Source organism: Winogradskyella sp. MIT101101, from assembly GCF_047126865.1.
Classification (GTDB): domain Bacteria; phylum Bacteroidota; class Bacteroidia; order Flavobacteriales; family Flavobacteriaceae; genus Winogradskyella; species Winogradskyella ouciana.
Map to the genome: position 1 here is coordinate 1,955,733 of NZ_CP138982.1, position 18,149 is coordinate 1,973,881.

Below are 18,149 nucleotides of genomic sequence, written 5' to 3' on the forward strand. Positions count from 1 at the left end.
ATAGAAGTATGAGTGATGCTTTAAAACATGAGTGCGGTATTGCACTTATTAGACTTTTAAAACCATTAGATTATTACAAGAAAAAGTATGGGAGTGCCTTTTATGGTGTCAATAAAATGTACCTAATGATGGAAAAGCAGCACAACCGTGGACAAGATGGTGCTGGTTTTGCAAGTATTAAATTAGACACAAGCCCTGGTGAACGCTATATCAGTAGAGTGCGTTCTATTGCGCAACAGCCTATTCAAGATATATTTGCTCAGATTAATGAGCGTATTAATGAGGAAATTACAAAGCACCCAGAGTATAAAGACAACACTGAACTTCAAAAAAAGCATATTCCTTACGTTGGCGAATTGTTATTGGGTCATGTACGCTATGGCACATTTGGGAAAAACAGTGTGGAAAGTGTTCATCCTTTTCTGAGACAGAACAATTGGATGCACCGAAATCTGATTGTTGCCGGTAACTTTAACATGACCAATGTTAATGAGCTTTTCGATAATTTGATAGATTTAGGTCAGCATCCCAAGGAAAAAGCGGACACCATAACTGTAATGGAAAAAATTGGTCATTTCCTAGATGACGCTGTCGCTAAAATCTATAAAGACTTAAAAAAAGAAGGCTATTCAAAAATTGAATGTTCGCCATTAATAGCTGAGCGTTTAAAACTGAGCAAAATATTAAAACGTGCGGCTAAAAATTGGGATGGCGGCTATGCCATGGCTGGCTTATTAGGTCATGGAGATTCATTTGTTTTAAGAGACCCTGCAGGCATCAGGCCTACATATTATTATAAAGACGACGAAGTTGTTGTTGTTGCTTCTGAGCGACCTGTAATACAAACCGTTTTTAATGTTGCTTTTGAAGATGTAAAAGAATTAGATCCGGGACATGCCATTATCACAAAGAAATCTGGTGAAACTAAAATTAAAAAGATACTAGAGCCCTTAGAGCGTAAAGCTTGTTCGTTTGAACGTATTTATTTCTCTAGAGGTAGTGATGCAGAAATCTATAAAGAAAGAAAAGAATTAGGTCGTTTATTGATGCCTAAGGTTCTTGAAGCTATTGGCAATGATACTGAAAACACAGTATTCTCATTTATACCAAACACCGCTGAAACTTCATTTTATGGAATGATTGATACGGTTGAAGAACACCTTAATGCCAAAAAAACTAAATCTATCTTAGATGGAAACGGAAAACTTTCAGCAGAAAGAGTTACAGAAATATTATCAGAAAGACCGCGAATAGAAAAGATTGCCATTAAAGATGTAAAGCTAAGAACATTTATTACTGAAGATAGTAGTAGGGATGATTTAGTTGCCCACGTATATGACGTAACCTATGGAGTTATAAAGTCCACAGATAATTTAGTGATTATAGATGATAGTATAGTACGAGGCACTACACTTAAGAAAAGTATCATAAAAATGATGGACCGCTTGAATCCCAAAAAGATTGTTGTGGTATCATCTGCTCCTCAAATACGCTACCCAGATTGCTACGGTATAGATATGGCAAACCTAGAAAGTCTTGTGGCTTTTAGAGCTGCCTTAGAATTATTAAGAGATAATGACCAATACCACACTGTAGAGGACGTTTACAAAAAATGTCTTGAGCAGGTCCATCTAAATGATAAAAATGTAGTGAATTATGTAAAAGAGATCTATAATAATTTTACTGACGAGCAAATTTCTGATAAAATCGCAGAACTTTTGAGTGATGAAGACGTGAACGCAGAAGTGAAAATCATTTTTCAGCCAGTTGAAAACCTTCATAAGGCTTGTCCAAAGAATTTAGGAGATTGGTATTTTACTGGAGACTATCCAACAGACGGAGGCAATAGAGTAGTGAATAGAGCATTTATAAATTTCTACGAAGGAAATAAAGAGCGCGCTTACTAATTATCGCTCAAAATTAACGTTTAATCCGAAAAAATGTGTATTTAATCTAAGAAAGATGCATTTCATCCAATATATGTACTCTTTTAACAAATAACATTTACTTTGGTATCACCATAACATAAGTAGGTTAAGTTCATGGTAGATTTGGGGCAAAAAAAGGTGAACAGTGTTCACCTTTTTTTATGGATACCATTAAAATAAAAATCCTTGAATTTTTAATTTCCAGGGGTTATTTATTAACTAAAAGCTAAGTAATCAAAGTAGTTTCCACGCTTAGACTAATATATAGGTCGTTTATCCAAAAAATTCAGAAGTTAAAATGATGTGAACTTATATTTGACTCACCATAACATAAGTAGGTTAAGTTTATGGTAGATTTGGGGCAAAAAAGGTGAACTCTCGTTCACCTTTTTTCATTTTAATTCATAAAAAATCCAAGCTCGACAAGCCTGGATTTTTTATTTGTGTTATGCCACTACTTATTTCGCTTCTGCGTAACGACGCTCAACTTCATTCCAGTTAATTACCTTAAAAAAGGCATCAATATAATCTGGTCTTCTGTTTTGGTAGTTTAAATAATATGCATGTTCCCAAACATCTAAACCTAATATTGGTGTTCCACCACAACCAACTCCTGGCATTAATGGATTATCTTGGTTAGGAGTTGAACAAACTTCAACCTTACCTCCTTTATGGACACATAACCAAGCCCAACCAGAACCAAACTGTGTTGCAGCAGCTTTAGAAAACGCATCGACAAAAGCCTCTTTAGATCCAAATTCTGCCTCAATTGCATCCTTTAAATCCCCTGAAAGGTAACCTTTATCCTCTGGATTCATAACTTCCCAAAACAATGAGTGGTTGTAAAAACCACCTCCGTTATTTCTAACTGCTTTGTTATCCATATCTAAATTAATAAGGATATTTTCAATTGTTTTTCCTTCAAGATCGGTGCCTTCAATTGCGCCATTCAATTTATTGGTGTAACCTTGATGATGTTTAGAATGATGAATCTCCATTGTGCGAGCATCAATATGTGGTACTAAAGCATCATAAGCGTATTTTAATTTTGGTAATTCAAAAGCCATAATGTATTTATTTTTAATGGTTAATATTTCAATTCTAACAAATTTACGATTTTGAAAACAAGAAGTTCTAAATAAATTATTAAGATTCCCTATTTTGGTATAAAATTTATCTTTTGTCAAATTCACCCTTTAAAATATACAATGCTTCTGCTGGTAGTGGAAAAACATTCACTTTAGCCAAATCGTATATTAAAATATTGGTCCAATCCCAAAATTACGATCAGTTTAAATCCATTTTAGCCATTACATTTACCAATAAGGCGGTTGGTGAGATGAAAGAAAGGATTATTGAGATGCTCAAGCTGTTTTCTCAAGAAAAAAGCCTTAGAGAACCACACCCTATGTTTACTGCTATCTGTGAAGAATTGTCCATTTCAGCTGAAAACCTTCATAATAAGTCTAAGCACATACTCAAACATATTATCCATAATTATGGTGCGTTTGATATTTCTACTATAGACGGATTTACACATAGGGTTATTAGAACTTTTGCCCACGATTTAAAATTACCTGTAAATTTTGAAGTGGAATTAGACCAAGAGCGCCTTTTGAATGAAGCCGTTGATAGTCTTATTGCCAAAGCAGGAACAGATAAAGCACTCACAAAAGTACTGGTAGATTTCGCCATTGAAAAAGCTGATGATGACAAAAGCTGGGACATCAGTTACGATTTTAATAAAATAGCGAAGCTTTTGGTGAGTGAAAACGATTTACGGGCTATAGAAACCCTAAAAAACAAAAACATTACTGATTTTAAAATTTTAAAATCTAGTTTAAGCCAACAAATTACTAAACTTGAAGTTGATATTATAAAAATTGCCGAAACAGTCTTAACCTTAATTGATGAATGTGGTTTACAAGAGGATGATTTTAGCGGTAAATATCTTCCAAAGTATTTTAATAAGCTTATTCATAAAAATTTTGATGTTGCATTTGGGTCCGTATGGCAAAACAACTTAATAAATGGAGATAGCCTATACCCTAAACGAGTTTCAGAAACTATTGCCTCTACGATTGAAAGTGTTCAACCCGATTTGGCCGAGGCTTTTCTCAAAACTAAGGCCTTAATTATAGAGTTAAAGCTAAAAAAAGGATTTTATAAAAATATTACGCCTTTATCAGTTCTCAATGCTATTCAAAATGAACTAAATATGCTCAAGGAAGAGCAGAATAAATTGCTCATTTCGGAGTTTAACAAAATCATAAGCAACGAAATTAAAGACCAACCTACACCATTTATTTATGAACGGCTGGGAGAGAAATTTAAGCATTACTTTATTGACGAGTTTCAGGATACATCTAAAATGCAATGGAGAAACCTCACTTCGCTTTTAGACAGTTCTTTATCGACTTCAAATGGCTCTGTGATGTTGGTTGGTGATGCCAAACAAGCTATTTATAGATGGCGTGGTGGTGAGGCGGAACAGTTTATTGATCTTTATAACAAAATCGAAAATCCGTTTCAGGTAGAAGCTCAAGTCTTAACCCTCGACACCAATTACAGAAGCGCGAAGGAGATTATTAATTTCAATAATGGGTTTTTTAAGTTTTTGAGTGAGAATTATTTTAGCGACAAACGTTATGCAGAACTTTACGAAAACTCAAATCAAAACTTAAATAATGACATTGAAGGCTATGTAAATATCGAATTTTTAGATATTTCTAAAGATGATGATGCTACTGATTTATACGCAAGCCAGGTGCTCAACAGAATAAAAGAGTGTCAAAACAATGGCTATTCACTTAATGATATTTGTATAATTGTTAGAAAGCGAAAAGAAGGCGTAGCCATTGCTAACCATCTCAGTGAAAATGGTATAGAAATTACATCTCCAGAGACTTTACTTTTAAAGAATTCTGATAAGGTTAATTTTCTCGATTCGTTTTTACGCTTGTTGCTACAGCCTAATAATGACAGCTTAAAGATTGAAATTTTATCATTCATAGCCGAACAACATAGCATCAATGATAAACATTTGTTTTTTGAAACACACCTTAAACCAAGTATTGAAGAATTGTTTTTAAGCTTAAAGAGTTTAGATATATTTCTAGAAAAAAACGAGCTTTTGCGCATGTCGCTTTATGAGCTGGTTGAGCAACTGATAAGAACCTTCAATCTTCATAATTCATCTGATGCCTATCTTATGTTTTATTTAGATGTTGTTTTAGAATTTACTCAAAAGCAAAATTCAGATCTAGCTGCTTTTATTGACTATTTTGACAAGAAAAAGGACAGTCTTAGTGTTGTTTCCCCAAAAAACATGAATGCAGTTCAGATAATGACCATTCATAAGTCTAAAGGGTTAGAGTTTCCTGTGGTCATATTTCCATTTGCGGATTTAAATATTTACAGAGAGTTAGACCCAAAGACATGGTTTCCAGTAGAGGAAAATGACTATAATGGCTTTGAAACTCTTTTGCTCAATTACAATAAGGACACTGAGCATTTTGGAGAAATAGGACAACTCATATATAACACACACCAATCACAATTAGAACTCGATAATTTAAACCTTTTGTACGTTACACTTACTAGAGCTGTAGAGCAGCTTTATGTAATTTCAAAAAAAGACATAAATAATAAAGGTGTGGTTGCTGAAAACACCTATGCTGGAATGTTCATTTCTTATTTACAGACTTTAGGAAAGTGGTCCGATAACCAATCAACTTATAGTTTCGGCTCACTCATTAATAATCAAAAAAGACCAGAGTCAGAAGATAAAAATGAGCCTCTTCAACTCACTTCTGTTCCCAAAGAAGATCACAACCTAAATATTATTACCAAGTCTGGTCAACTTTGGGACACAAAACAAGAAAGAGCGATGGAACGTGGTAACCTAGTGCATCTTATTCTATCTAAGATTAAAACGAGCCAGGATGTAGATTTTGCAATCAATGACTTGGTGGTATCTGGGGATATTCTAAGCTCAGAGGAGAAAGAATTAAGAGATTTAGTAATGGAAGTAATACAACACCAAAAATTAAGCCCATATTTTACAAGTGAATTCGAAATATATAACGAAAGAGATATTATTACCAATACTGGTCAAATCCTAAGACCAGACCGTATAAATATTCATCCCAATAATGAAGCCATCATTATAGATTACAAAACTGGTGAGCAAAAAACCTCATATAAATCCCAGCTAAATAGTTATGCTTCAATTCTTGAAGTCATGAATTATTCCATAAAGCACAAGTATATTGTTTATATAAATGATACTGTCGAAGTCATTGAAGTATAATTTATTGATAGTATCTTTGCGCAACAACTAATATCAAATTACATGTACGGAAGTATAAAATCACACTTACAACAAGAAATAGAGTCTATTAAAGACGCAGGCCTTTACAAGGAAGAGCGTATAATCACTTCTCCTCAAGGAGCAGAAATTACACTGAATACAGGTGAAAAAGTTCTAAACTTTTGTGCCAATAATTATTTAGGACTATCCTCTCACCCAGATGTAATACAAGCAGCTAAGGATACTTTAGATTCTCATGGTTTTGGAATGTCTTCAGTACGATTTATTTGTGGCACACAAGACATTCATAAAGAGTTAGAACAAAAAATTGCAGATTTTTATGGCACAGAAGATACTATACTCTATGCAGCAGCTTTTGATGCAAATGGAGGTGTGTTTGAACCACTGTTAACAAAAGAAGATGCTATCATTTCAGACTCATTAAACCATGCTTCTATTATCGATGGCGTAAGGTTATGCAAAGCTGCGCGTTATCGTTATCAAAATAATGACATGGCTGATCTAGAAAAGCAGCTTATCGCAGCTAATGAAAATGATGCACGATTTAAGATTATAGTTACAGATGGTGTGTTTTCTATGGACGGCTTAGTTGCTCCTTTAGACAAAATTTGTGACTTAGCAGACAAATATGATGCTTTGGTAATGATTGATGAATGCCATGCTACAGGTTTCATTGGAGAAACAGGAATAGGAACTCTTGAAGAAAAAGGGGTTTTAGGAAGAATAGATATCATCACAGGAACCCTTGGTAAAGCAATGGGTGGTGCCATGGGTGGTTACACCACAGCAAAAAAAGAGATTATAGAAATTTTACGTCAACGCTCTAGACCTTATTTGTTTTCAAACTCTTTAGCACCAGCAATAGTGGGCGCTTCTATTAAGGTTTTTGATATGTTAAAAAACGATACTTCACTAAGAGATAAAGTTGATTGGAACACTAAATATTTTAAAAAGGGAATGAAAGAAGCTGGGTTTGACATTGTGGATGGTGATTCTGCTATAGTACCAGTAATGTTGTATGATGCCAAGCTCTCTCAAACCATGGCTAATATGCTATTAGAGGAAGGAGTCTATGTGATAGGTTTCTTTTACCCTGTTGTTCCTAAAGATAAAGCCCGTATCCGTGTTCAGCTATCGGCCGCGCATACTAAAGAACAGCTAGATAAAGCTATTGCGGCATTTATAAAAGTAGGTAAAGAACTAGAAATTATTTAAAATCGTTCCAAACATACTATTATAGGGCATTATAACAATATTTTTATATATTTGTCTTTGTTAATAACATTTAACAACTTACTTTTGCCAACAATTAACACTTAAAAAAATTAAAATTAATTAGAATATGAAAAATCTTAGCAGATTACTTTTTGTTGCAGTGCTTCTTATAAGCTTTAGCACTACACATGCTCAAGACAAGAACAATCCATGGGCTCTTACAATTGGAGCAAACGCAGTTGATTTTTACCCTGTGGGAGAAGATTCGCCTCAAGGAGATTATTTTGACGAATACTTTAATGTAACAGACCATTGGAATATTTATCCTTCACTATCTACGATTTCTGTTTCTAGATATCTTAGTGATGGTTTTACTTTTACTGCTTCTGGTTCTATAAACAAAATCGACAAATTTGGTACTAATTTTGACCCTATGACTGGTGAAGAGTCAATAAATAGAGTTGAAGATTTAACATATTTTGGTATTGACGGTAGAGTTTCATACAGCCTTATGGATTTAATTAACTCTAACAAATTCGACCCTTATTTAGGTGTTGGTGGTGGTTATTCATGGTTAGATGATTTAGGTGCCGGAACTCTAAACGGAACTTTAGGTTTCAAATATTGGATTACTGAAAAGTTAGGTTTAGATATTCAATCTACTTACAAGCACTCTTTTGAGGATGTTTTACCTAAGCATTTCCAACACACAGTTGGTCTTTCTTTTAAGTTTGGTGGTACTGATACTGATAACGATGGTATCTACGATCAAGATGATGCTTGTCCTGAAGAAGCTGGTTTAGAAATCTTTAATGGTTGCCCAGATTCAGATAATGATGGTATCCAAGATTCTAAAGATGATTGCCCTAACACTGCTGGTTTAGCTGAGTTCAACGGTTGTCCTGATGGTGACGGTGACGGTGTAATGGACAAGGATGATAAGTGTCCTACTGTTGCTGGTTTAAAATCATTAATGGGTTGTCCAGATGCTGATGGTGACGGTGTTGCTGATGGTGATGATAACTGTCCTAACGAAGCTGGTCCTGCTGCAAACAACGGTTGCCCTTGGCCAGATACTGATGGTGATGGTATCTTAGACAAAGATGATAAGTGTCCTAACGAAGCTGGTACAGCTGCAAATAACGGTTGCCCAGAAGTTAAGCCAACTGCAGAAGTGATGGAAGAATTAAATAGTTATGCTAGAACTATTTTATTTAATGTTGGTAAAGCTTCTTTTAGACAAGAGACTGACCAAGTATTACAAGCAATGGTAGCTATCTTTAAGGATTACCCTAAAGCTAACTTTACTATTGAAGGTCATACAGATAGCTCTGGTTCTGCTTCAATGAACCAAGCATTGTCAGAAAGACGTGCAAATGCAGTTAGAGATTATTTAATTGCCAATGGAATCGATGCTGACAGATTAGTAGCTAAAGGATTTGGTGAAGATAATCCTATTGCAACCAACAAAACAAGAGCAGGAAGAAAAGAAAACAGACGTGTAGAAGTTAAGTTGAAAAACTAACTTATACTCTAAAATAGATTTAAAAAACGCTCCGAAATTCGGAGCGTTTTTTATTTTTATATAATGGAAAGTTTTATACAAACGGTATTAGTTAATCTTAAGAAAAAAAACCTTAATCTCGAAGATTTACACTTTATCCTTCCCAGTAAACGTGCTGGAACTTTTTTAAAACACCAACTGTCTTCTGTATTAAACCAACCTATATTTTTTCCTCATATCCTTAGTATTGAAGAATTTGTAGAAGAATTATCCGGATTAAAGAGTTTGCCCAACTCTGAATTGCTTTTTAAATTATACGAAGCTTATAACTCTCTAACTAACAAATCTGAAACCGAATCATTTGAATTGTTTTCTAAATGGGCTCAAATCCTATTACAAGACTTTAACGAAATTGATAGGTATCTAGTTGAGCATGAAAAAATATTCGATTACTTAAGCGCCATAAAGGAATTAGATCATTGGTCACTCGAGTCGCAGCAAACGAACTTAATTAAAAATCATTTAAAATTCTGGAGAAAGTTAAAAGACTATTATTTAGTCTTTACAGAAAAGTTGCTCAAATCTAAACAAGGCTACCAAGGTCTTATGTACCGAGAGGCAGCCAACAACCTCGAATATTACATAGAAAATAATACCAACCGAAAACACATTTTTCTAGGTTTTAACGCCCTAAACGAATCAGAGTCAAGAATCATACAAGGGTTGCTTCAAAGTGACTTAGCAAATATCTATTGGGATATTGACGAAACATTTACTGAGGATAACATTCATGATGCTGGTTTGTTTACCAGGCAGCATAAAAACAACTGGAATTATTTTAAAAAGAACCCTTTTAATTGGATAACGACTCACTACAACGAAAAGAAGAATATCAAAGCTGTAGGAATTCCTAAACTTATAGGTCAGGCAAAATATATAGGTCAAATTTTAGATAAGCTAAGTAAAAATAATGCAAAACTGACTAATGTTGCTGTTGTTTTGGGTGAGGAAAACCTATTAATTCCTGTTATTAATTCTATCCCTAAAACAATAACCGGTATTAATGTTACTATGGGCTTGCCTTTAAGGTTTGTGCCTTTAGCTTCATTGTTCGAACTATTATTTTCAACCCATAAAAATAATCCTGAAAAGTATTACTATAAAGATGTCGTTGATATTATTTCACACCCGTCAATTTATGGCCTATTTAAATTAGAATCAACAAATTACTCAACTGATATTGTAAACCATATTCAAAAAAACAACTTAATTTACTTAACGCCATCAAATTTAAAAGGACTTGTTGATGAGCCCAATCAAAACATTATAGGATTATTATTCAATTCTTGGAAAGACAATCCAAAAACAGCGTTAGAAAATTGCTCTCAACTTATTTTGGCAATAAAAGATAATCTCACTAAAAATAAACGTCTTAATAACTTAGAATTGGAATATCTCTATCGATTCAACACATTATTCAACCAATTATCAGAGCTCAACTCCAATTATAAATATCTTGATTCTGTAAATGCGCTGTATGGCATCTATAAAGAACTTTTAAACACAGAAACCTTAGACTTTCAGGGTGAGCCTTTAGAAGGTTTACAGATTATGGGTATGTTAGAATCTCGTGTTTTAGATTTTGAAACTGTAATTATAAGTTCAGTTAACGAAGGCATTCTTCCGTCTGGGAAGACAAACAATTCATTTATTCCATTTGATGTGAAAATTGAAAACAATTTACCCACTTTTAAAGAAAAAGATGCCGTTTATACGTATCATTTCTATAGACTACTACAGCGTGCTAAAAATGTCTATATATTATATAATACTGAAGTTGACGCATTAAAGGGAGGTGAAAAAAGTAGGTTTATTACACAGTTAGAAGTTGAAGGTATTCATGATATTGAACATTCCATTATTTCACCAGAAGTTCCCGCTATTGAAAAAAAGCTAAAACAGATTACAAAAACAAATTCCGTACTAGAAAAGCTAAAACAATTATCCTCTAAAGGATTTTCACCATCCTCCTTAACAAATTATATCAGAAACCCTATTGATTTTTATTATGAAAAGATTCTTGGTATAAAAGAGTTTGAAGACGTAGAAGAAAACATTGCGGCAAATACCTTAGGTTCTGTTATCCATGATACACTTGAAGATTTTTACAAACCATTAGAGGGTGAGTTTTTGACCGTGGAGCATCTGAGTACATTTAAAACTAAAACAAAAGCAACGGTCACCAAGCATTTTAAAATTTTATACAAGGAAGGTGATTTTTCCAAAGGTAAAAACCTCATTATTTTTGAAATTGCCCAGCGCTATATTTCTAATTTCATTAATTCAGAAATTAAAAATCTAAATAACGGTAACCAAATTAAAATAATTGCTATCGAAACAGAGGAAGACGTAGAACTTAAAATTGATGGCTTGGATTTTTCTATTAAACTTACAGGTAAAGTTGATAGGATTGATCAGTTTAATGGAGTGACCAGAGTAATCGATTATAAATCTGGAAAGGTTGAGCAAAATAAAGTTGAGATAGTAGATTGGAATGATTTAACCACTGATTATGAAAAGTATAGTAAATCCTTTCAGATCTTATGCTATGCCTATATGATGCACCGAAAAAATAAAATACATTTACCTATAGAAGCTGGTATTGTATCTTTTAAAAATCTAAATGCCGGCTTTTTAAAATTTGGCAAAAAAGAATCGGCTTATAGTAGAACAAAAATTCAAATAATTACAGAGGAAACATTGGCGAATTTTGAAATTGAACTTAAAAAACTCATCCTAGAGATCTGCAACCCAAATATTGACTTTGTTGAAAAAGAACTAGATTAATGATCATCAATAAAAATATAGTTATTGAAAGAAGTGGCAAAAAGCCAATTCTTTTAGACTCGTTTTATCCTGAATCAAAAGAAAATCAACCTATAATAATCTTTTGTCATGGTTATAAAGGCTTTAAGGATTGGGGAGCTTGGAATTTAATGGCGAAATCTATTGCTGAAGCAGGTTTTTGTTTTATAAAATTCAATTTTTCACATAATGGTGGCACCATGGAAAATCCGATAGATTTTCCAGACTTAGAAGCCTTCGGGAATAACAATTATACTAAGGAACTTGATGATTTAAACGATGTTCTAAACTGGACTCAAAACCATTTCAAAAGCAATAAATGGGTAAACACATCTCAAATCTGTTTAATTGGTCATAGTCGTGGTGGTGGTATTGCCATAATAAAAGCCTCAGAAGACGAAAGAATTAAAAAATTTATCACTTTGGCCAGTGTCAGTGATTTTGGCACCAGGACTTATACTGTTGGTAATCTTAAAGAGTGGAAAAAAAATGGTGTAAAGTATGTTCTCAATGGTAGAACCAAACAACAAATGCCACACTATTATCAATTTTATGAAGATTTTAAAGTAAATGAAAAGCGACTACATATTGAATCAGCCGAAAAACAACTTAAAATACCACATCTCATTATTCATGGAGATAACGACACTTCGGTAAAGGTTGATGAAGCCTATACACTACATCAATGGAATCCCGACAGTGTACTCAAAATAATAGAAGGTGCTGACCATGTATTCAACACCAAGCATCCTTGGGAGCAAGAAAATCTTTCACCCGAACTCAAAATTGTAACTGATTCAATAATTGACTTTTTGAAATAAAAAACTCGCCGTAGTTTAAAACTATGGCGAGTTTTGTGGAGCATATCGGAGTCGAACCGATGACCTCTACGCTGCCAGCGTAGCGCTCTAGCCAGCTGAGCTAATGCCCCAAACAAAAATATTTAATATGTAAAAATACAAATTCCAACATTGCCGTATTACCGTCTTCAACCACTGGAATGAAATTTCATTTCGTGGCGTGAATATAGTTTTTTATTTTAATCCGCTCAATACCAAAACTGGCATTTTAGAACTGTGAAAGTCTTTTTTCAAAATAGTGTCGTCTTCCCAAAGCTTATTAAAAAACCCTCTTTTTCTTCGCACTACACATAATAAATCCGGATAATCAGATTTGTAATGTTCTAAAACTGCCTGAAACGTTGTTGGACTCTCGGCAAACTTAATATTTGTTACCAAGTCTTTCAACTCATCATTAAGTTCAAAATCAGCCTCTACATGGTATGGAGTTTTTACTAAAAGAATATTAACAACTGCCTTAAAATGATTCTTTATATTCAGCAAGGGTCTTAAAACGCCTTCTTTTTTCGTAATAGCAGATTTAACGGCCATCAAGATTTTCACTATAGGCTTATAAGTATACCCTTCTGGCACAATCAAGGCTGGTATTTGTGTCTGTTTAATAATTTTGCCTGAGGTTTTGCCCAAATATACTTCGTCTTTTATAGAATTGGTACGAGGTTCTAAAATAATTAGGTCAACATCGAGTGCTTCACAAACTTTTTCTAGAGTATCCACAAGTTTTCCCTTAAAGGTTTTGGTATGCACTTCCACGCCTTTGGTGTCAACCGAAGCCACATGATCTTTCAAAAACTGTTTCGATTCACGTTCTATTATATGATCGACCTTTATCATGGTTCCTGCTTTGGTGTAAACATTATATATTTGAACCACATAAAGCTTGGCTCCAAAAGCTTTAGCAAAATCAATAGCATATTGTAAATGCGATTTTGCGTTTTTTGAGGATCCAACAGGAACTAGTATTGTTTTCATCAGACATGAATTTAAATGCAAAAGTAAACATTATAAATGATTCGAAAAGGTAGTTTAGAAGATATAGACAGTATAATGAATTTAACCAAGGCTTGTGCTAATACCATGATTGCCAATGGCATTTATCAATGGAATGAGCACTACCCTAATCCGCCTGCGTTTATAAATGATGTAAACCGCAACGAACTGTATGTTCTAGAAATTGACAACCAAGTAAAAGGCACAATTGTGATTTCTACATTTATGGATGAGGAGTATATCTCTATTAAATGGCTGACGAAAAATAAAAAGAATGTTTATATCCACCGCTTAGCTATTCATCCAGATTTACAAGGACAAGGCTATGCGCAGCAACTCATGGACTTTGCCGAAAACCATGCTATAGAAAATGACTATAGTTCTATTCGATTAGATACGTTCTCACAGAACAAAAGAAATCAAAAGTTTTACGAACTTCGCGGCTATAAAAGATTGGGAGATATTTACTTTCCGAAACAAAGTGAATTTCCGTTTCATTGTTATGAGTTAGTCCTTTGAGTACAGCAATCACATTAAAACAAATCAATAAACTCGCCATCCCAGCATTAATTTCTGGTGTGTCTGAGCCTATATTGTCTTTAACCGACGCAGCAATTATTGGTAATATGGATTACAATGCCACAGAATCTCTAGCTGCTGTTGGTATTGTTACTACATTCTTGTCTATGCTTATTTGGGTTTTAGGACAAACACGAAGTGCCATTTCATCCATTGTATCACAATATTTAGGTGCTGATAAATTGAGTGAAGTTAAGAACCTTCCCGCTCAAGCTATCTTCTTAATTACCTCTTTAAGTATACTCATCATACTGGTCACATTTCCCTTTGCAGCTCAAATTTTCAAATTGTATAATGCATCAGGTCCAATTTTAGATTTGAGTGTAGATTACTATCAAATACGTGTTTTTGGTTTTCCGTTTACCTTATTTACCATTGCAGTTTTTGGCACATTTAGAGGATTGCAAAACACATACTATCCTATGTTAATAGCCATTACAGGTGCAGTTGCTAATATCATCCTAGATATTGTTTTTGTATATGGTATAGAGGGTGTAATTCCTGCTATGCACATAAAGGGTGCAGCTTATGCCAGTGTATTGGCACAAATCATAATGGCTGTTCTTTCTGCATTTTATATCCTTAAAAAAACTGATATTCCGTTGTTGGTGAAATTTCCGTTTAATCCAGAGATAAAGCGATTTGTATTGATGATACTCAATTTATTTATCAGAACGATTGCTCTTAACATTGCCTTATATTTTGGAACCAGTTATGCCACAAAGTATGGTACTACATATATTGCCGCTTATACCATTGCCATTAACCTTTGGTTTTTAGGGGCTTTTTTAATAGATGGTTATGCTAGTGCTGGTAATATTTTATCAGGCAAACTATTTGGTGCAAAACAGTATAAAACACTTTTAGACCTCAGTAATAAGCTTATTAAATATGGTATTATTGTAGGCTTGGTCATTGCTTTGGCTGGTGCTCTTTTGTATTACCCAATAGGTAACATATTTACCGACGATAAAGCGGTTTTAGATGAGTTCTACAGTATCTTTTGGATTATATTGGCCATGCAACCCTTATGTGCTTTAGCATTTATCTTTGATGGTGTTTTTAAAGGTTTGGGAAAGATGCGCTATCTTAGAAATGTACTCTTGTTTTCGACCCTTTTGGTATTTGTCCCAGTAATTTTCATTACGGATGAACTAAACTACAAGTTATTCGGAGTCTTCATTGCTTTTACACTTTGGATTATTGCAAGAGGACTGCCTTTAATCATAAAATTCAGAAAAACATTTAAACCACTAGTTCAAAACGCTTAAATTTACTGCATCAAAAATGTAAACATTAGCAACTATGATGGGAAACATGCTTTTTTTAATTCTTGCAATCGTTTTGATAATTGTATATTTTGTTAATAGAAATAAAAGACGTTAATGAGTAACATACGCATAACAAAGCAATTTTCTTTTGAAACCGGCCATGCACTCTACGGCTATGACGGCAAATGTAAAAATGTGCATGGTCATAGTTACAAATTGGATGTGACCGTTATTGGCGAGCCTATTTCAGACACTTCTCATGTAAAATTTGGGATGGTCATTGATTTTAGTGACTTAAAAAAAATTGTGAAAGAAGAAATTGTTGAAGTTTTCGACCATGCAACCGTATTTAATAAAAACACACCACATGTGGAATTGGCAAAGGAATTGGAAGACAGAGGTCACAACGTACTCCTTGTAAATTATCAACCGACCAGTGAAATGATGGTGATTGATTTTGCCGAAAAAATAAAGCAACGCTTACCCAAAAATATCAAACTGCATTCTCTAAAATTACAAGAAACAGCGACCAGCTTTGCAGAATGGTACGCTTCGGATAATGAATAACAGTCATCACATAAAAATTCCTGACGGAAAAAAAATCTATTTTGCATCAGACAATCACTTGGGTGCACCTACACGTGAAGATTCTTTACCTCGCGAAAAGAAATTTGTAGCATGGTTGGATGACGTTAAACAAGATGCTGCCGCCATTTTTCTGTTGGGTGATTTGTTTGATTTTTGGATGGAGTATCGCCGAGTCGTCCCAAAAGGTTTTACAAGGACTTTAGGTAAGCTTGCTGAAATTACGGATTCTGGCATTCCTGTTTATTATTTTGTAGGTAATCACGATTTGTGGATGGATGGCTATTTTGAAGAAGAACTTAACATTCCTGTATATCATAAGCCGCAAGAATTCAAGCTTGGTAATAAAGTGTTTTTTATCGGTCATGGTGATGGCTTGGGTCCAGGAGATAAAGGCTACAAACGCATGAAAAAAGTCTTCACCAATCCTGTGTGTAAATGGTTATTTAAACGCTTATTACATCCAGATTTTGGGATGCGGATTGGACATTATATGTCTGTAAAAAACAAAATGATATCTGGAGATGATGATGCTAAATTCTTGGGTGAAGACAACGAATGGCTAGTTCTTTATTGCAAACGTAAACTTGAAGAAAAGCACCGCGATTTCTTTGTTTTTGGCCATAGACACTTACCACTAGAAATACAATTGAATCAGTCATCTAAATACATCAACCTTGGAGATTGGATTCAGTATTATACCTATGGTGTTTTTGATGGTGATACTCTCAAATTAAAAGAATATTAGAGAATTTCCTCCAATTCGTGTTCCTCAATATCTTTACGCAAATCCAACTCTCGTAACGGTTTGTTTTTAACTCCAATTACTGCAGCTATTATCAATGTTACAGTGCCTCCAAGCACAACCGCTAATGGAGCTCCAAACAATTTTGCGGCTATACCACTCTCTAGCGCACCAAGTTCATTGGAAGATCCCACAAACATAGAATTGACCGCCCCTACACGACCTCGCATTTCATCTGGTGTCTTAAGTTGAAGGATTGTTTGACGAATCACCATAGAAACACCATCAAAGACACCAGAAAAGAATAATGCTACAACACTCAACCATAACAATTTTGAAGCTCCGAAAATGATCATAAAGACACCAAAACCAAATACCGAAACAAGTAGTTTTTTTCCTGTGTTTTTTGTGATTGGCAGATATGTGGTGGCCAGCATAGTTATAATACTACCTGAAGAAAGTGCTGCATTCAGCAGCCCAAATCCTTTAGGTCCGGCATCTAAAATATCTTTAGCAAAAACAGCAAAAATCGCTACCGCACCACCAAATAGAACGGCAATCATATCTAAGGTCAATGCTCCTAAAATAACTTTATCGTTAAAGACAAAACTAAGTCCAGCTTTTAAACTTTCTTTTACTGATTCGTTATTTCCTTTGTATAGAATAGGCTTTTTTCCAATTCTAAACACCAACAATAAGGCAAACATTACCAATATAAATATAATTCCAAGGGTGTAATGCACTCCAATCCATGCAATCAAAAATCCAGCACACAAGGCTCCAAAAACATTGGCTCCTTTCCATGTGCTACTGCTCCAAGTGGCAGCATTTGGGTAAGCTCGCTTTGGTACCAAAAGTGCAATAAGTGAAAAAATGGTCGGTCCGAAAAATGCTCTTAATACACCACCAAAAAACACCAACGCATAAATACCGAAGAGAATGGAACCCGTTTCCCAATTAGCTTCTATATATTCTGAAGTTAACCAGAACAGCCCAAAACTTATTAAAGAGAACAATGCAATACAAAGCGTAAACAGGTTACGTTTTTCTTTTTTATCTACGATATGCCCAGCAAAAGGAGCTAAAAGAAATGCAGGTAAAAATTCGCAAAGCCCAATGATACCCAATGAAAGTGGATCTTCCGTTAATGCATAGACTTGCCATTCAATTACAACAAATTGCATAGACCAAGCTAAAACCAATGCAAAACGCAACAATAGAAAGATGTTGAACTCTTTAAACCGAAGTGCTGCGTATGGGTCGTTTTTTGCCAA

The 18,149-nt window shown here is 34.3% G+C and carries 13 protein-coding genes and 1 tRNA gene; 10 read left to right on the forward strand and 4 right to left on the reverse strand.

Annotated features, from left to right (window positions below):
• The first annotated feature begins 8 nt into the window (after positions 1-8).
• Positions 9-1,907, forward strand: a complete 1,899-nt coding sequence (locus SIB89_RS08860; protein ID WP_412561896.1) for an amidophosphoribosyltransferase — start codon at positions 9-11, stop codon at positions 1,905-1,907.
• Positions 1,908-2,386: 479 nt separating this feature from the next.
• Here the strand turns inward: SIB89_RS08860 and SIB89_RS08865 are convergent, their stop codons facing one another.
• Complete coding sequence (locus SIB89_RS08865) at positions 2,387-2,995, reverse strand: superoxide dismutase (protein ID WP_155089085.1); 609 nt, start codon at positions 2,993-2,995, stop codon at positions 2,387-2,389.
• Positions 2,996-3,108: 113 nt separating this feature from the next.
• Here SIB89_RS08865 and SIB89_RS08870 point away from each other — a divergent pair, with 113 nt between their 5' ends.
• From SIB89_RS08870 to SIB89_RS08890, 5 genes are all read left to right on the forward strand, one after another.
• A complete protein-coding gene (locus SIB89_RS08870; protein ID WP_412559506.1) occupies positions 3,109-6,240 on the forward strand; it encodes a UvrD-helicase domain-containing protein in 3,132 nt (1,043 codons plus the stop codon).
• Positions 6,241-6,282: 42 nt separating this feature from the next.
• Positions 6,283-7,476 (forward strand): glycine C-acetyltransferase, encoded by a 1,194-nt coding sequence (gene kbl / locus SIB89_RS08875; protein ID WP_412559507.1) that lies wholly within the window; start codon positions 6,283-6,285, stop codon positions 7,474-7,476.
• 127 nt (positions 7,477-7,603) lie between these two features.
• On the forward strand, positions 7,604-9,001 hold the full coding sequence (locus SIB89_RS08880; RefSeq protein WP_273289163.1) for an OmpA family protein: 1,398 nt from the start codon (positions 7,604-7,606) through the stop codon (positions 8,999-9,001).
• A gap of 63 nt (positions 9,002-9,064) precedes the next feature.
• Positions 9,065-11,827: a PD-(D/E)XK nuclease family protein gene (locus SIB89_RS08885; protein ID WP_412559508.1), complete on the forward strand. Its 2,763-nt coding sequence runs from the start codon at positions 9,065-9,067 to the stop codon at positions 11,825-11,827.
• Positions 11,827-12,666: an alpha/beta hydrolase family protein gene (locus SIB89_RS08890; RefSeq protein WP_412559509.1), complete on the forward strand. Its 840-nt coding sequence runs from the start codon at positions 11,827-11,829 to the stop codon at positions 12,664-12,666. Before SIB89_RS08885 ends, SIB89_RS08890 begins: the two co-directional genes overlap by 1 nt.
• Positions 12,667-12,702: 36 nt before the next feature.
• On the opposite strand, the gene SIB89_RS08895 is transcribed toward SIB89_RS08890, so the two are convergent.
• Positions 12,703-12,776 (reverse strand) — tRNA-Ala (locus tag SIB89_RS08895).
• A 103-nt stretch (positions 12,777-12,879) separates the two neighbouring features.
• On the reverse strand, positions 12,880-13,677 hold the full coding sequence (locus tag SIB89_RS08900; RefSeq protein WP_155089091.1) for a universal stress protein: 798 nt from the start codon (positions 13,675-13,677) through the stop codon (positions 12,880-12,882).
• Between the two features lie 36 nt (positions 13,678-13,713).
• Here SIB89_RS08900 and SIB89_RS08905 point away from each other — a divergent pair, with 36 nt between their 5' ends.
• The 4 genes from SIB89_RS08905 (at position 13,714) to SIB89_RS08920 (ending at position 16,878) form a co-directional block, all read left to right on the forward strand.
• The gene (locus tag SIB89_RS08905) at positions 13,714-14,214 is read left to right on the forward strand and encodes a GNAT family N-acetyltransferase (RefSeq protein WP_412559510.1); all 501 of its coding nucleotides are present in this window, start codon (positions 13,714-13,716) and stop codon (positions 14,212-14,214) included.
• The gene (locus SIB89_RS08910; protein WP_412559511.1) at positions 14,211-15,545 is read left to right on the forward strand and encodes an MATE family efflux transporter; all 1,335 of its coding nucleotides are present in this window, start codon (positions 14,211-14,213) and stop codon (positions 15,543-15,545) included. Before SIB89_RS08905 ends, SIB89_RS08910 begins: the two co-directional genes overlap by 4 nt.
• A gap of 114 nt (positions 15,546-15,659) precedes the next feature.
• Positions 15,660-16,112: a 6-pyruvoyl trahydropterin synthase family protein gene (locus SIB89_RS08915; RefSeq protein WP_273289157.1), complete on the forward strand. Its 453-nt coding sequence runs from the start codon at positions 15,660-15,662 to the stop codon at positions 16,110-16,112.
• Positions 16,113-16,122: 10 nt separating this feature from the next.
• Positions 16,123-16,878, forward strand: a complete 756-nt coding sequence (locus SIB89_RS08920) for a UDP-2,3-diacylglucosamine diphosphatase (RefSeq protein WP_412561897.1) — start codon at positions 16,123-16,125, stop codon at positions 16,876-16,878.
• On the opposite strand, the gene SIB89_RS08925 is transcribed toward SIB89_RS08920, so the two are convergent.
• On the reverse strand, positions 16,875-18,149 hold the full coding sequence (locus SIB89_RS08925) for an MFS transporter (RefSeq protein ID WP_412559512.1): 1,275 nt from the start codon (positions 18,147-18,149) through the stop codon (positions 16,875-16,877). The two genes, SIB89_RS08920 and SIB89_RS08925, sit on opposite strands and share 4 nt — an antisense overlap.

Bases quoted from the DNA above. Each gene is read 5' to 3' on its own strand.
- SIB89_RS08905 (WP_412559510.1), top strand. From the start codon at position 13,714: ATGATTCGAAAAGGTAGTTTAGAAGATATAGACAGTATAATGAATTTA.
- SIB89_RS08890 (WP_412559509.1), top strand. From the start codon at position 11,827: ATGATCATCAATAAAAATATAGTTATTGAAAGAAGTGGCAAAAAGCCA.
- SIB89_RS08915 (WP_273289157.1), top strand. From the start codon at position 15,660: ATGAGTAACATACGCATAACAAAGCAATTTTCTTTTGAAACCGGCCAT.
- kbl (WP_412559507.1), top strand. From the start codon at position 6,283: ATGTACGGAAGTATAAAATCACACTTACAACAAGAAATAGAGTCTATT.
- SIB89_RS08860 (WP_412561896.1), top strand. From the start codon at position 9: ATGAGTGATGCTTTAAAACATGAGTGCGGTATTGCACTTATTAGACTT.
- SIB89_RS08900 (WP_155089091.1), bottom strand. From the start codon at position 13,677: ATGAAAACAATACTAGTTCCTGTTGGATCCTCAAAAAACGCAAAATCG.
- SIB89_RS08880 (WP_273289163.1), top strand. From the start codon at position 7,604: ATGAAAAATCTTAGCAGATTACTTTTTGTTGCAGTGCTTCTTATAAGC.
- SIB89_RS08865 (WP_155089085.1), bottom strand. From the start codon at position 2,995: ATGGCTTTTGAATTACCAAAATTAAAATACGCTTATGATGCTTTAGTA.
- SIB89_RS08885 (WP_412559508.1), top strand. From the start codon at position 9,065: ATGGAAAGTTTTATACAAACGGTATTAGTTAATCTTAAGAAAAAAAAC.